Origin of the sequence: Bartonella sp. AA83SXKL, assembly GCF_042196965.1 — a bacterium.
Lineage (GTDB): Bacteria > Pseudomonadota > Alphaproteobacteria > Rhizobiales > Rhizobiaceae > Bartonella.
This window is the reverse complement of the sequence record NZ_JBHIRG010000169.1, coordinates 1-740: the sequence shown is the minus strand read 5'-3', so window position 1 is coordinate 740 and position 740 is coordinate 1. Positions and strand designations below refer to the sequence as shown.

The window sequence follows — 740 nt, the reverse complement described above, 5'->3', positions numbered from 1 at the left end:
GAGACATCTCTTAAAGCACCCAAGCCCATTTCGCGACGCCGCCCATGAATGGTATAACGATACAGCCATTGAGCACCTCCATCTTTACGCTTATGAAGAAGCAAGCCGGCACCATCATTATATTTGCCAGTTCCCAATGTTGCGACAGATCTTGCATTAAGACGATTCATAAGAACCATTTTTACTCCTTTCTGCTATAGTTTTTACCCACACGTCAGCCCCGCTTGTGGTGTGCAAGCAAGTGATATGAATTGATTCAAGATACACAGATTTAAGATGAGAGAATCTTACGTTATTCAGGGTTCTCATTCAATATGAATAACGCTAGATTATGATTATAAATCAATGCCTTGAACGCTTGTTGAATGCCGTTGGTTTGAAAGCGAGCGATATTACAAAGCGCCCGATTTAAGCACTGGAGAACTTCGTGATTATAGCGAGGAAGAATTTAAGCAGCTCCAGTGCATGATGCCCGATATTCAAGGGGCAGCTTTCAATAAAAAGGTTGTAAGACGTGCTTTTTTAGGGAGAAAGTTGCTTGAATCCCCCGATCAACCTTTAGTTCCAGCTGGTCAATTGGGTTGGGAGTGTATAACGGGGTATTTTGACAAGATAGAACGGCAATTTTATGGGGTTGTGCGCCCGACAAAAGATCCACAACGGTGGGCGAATAAATATTTTAGTCAAGTGATGTATATCCTTAATAGCCAATCCAAAGGGGGGCTTATTGTCGAGGAAGG

1 protein-coding gene and 1 pseudogene are annotated in these 740 nt (G+C 42.7%); one reads left to right on the top strand and one right to left on the bottom strand.

Translation table 11 applies throughout. The annotated features are described in order from the left end of the window. Positions 1 to 179 (bottom strand): Arm DNA-binding domain-containing protein (locus ACFINO_RS10375; RefSeq protein ID WP_375655747.1); only part of this gene is annotated, 179 nt, incomplete at its 3' end. A gap of 175 nt (positions 180 to 354) precedes the next feature. Between ACFINO_RS10375 and ACFINO_RS10370 the strand changes: the two are divergent. Beyond that, positions 355 to 740: pseudogene (locus ACFINO_RS10370) on the top strand (phage portal protein); the annotation flags it as partial.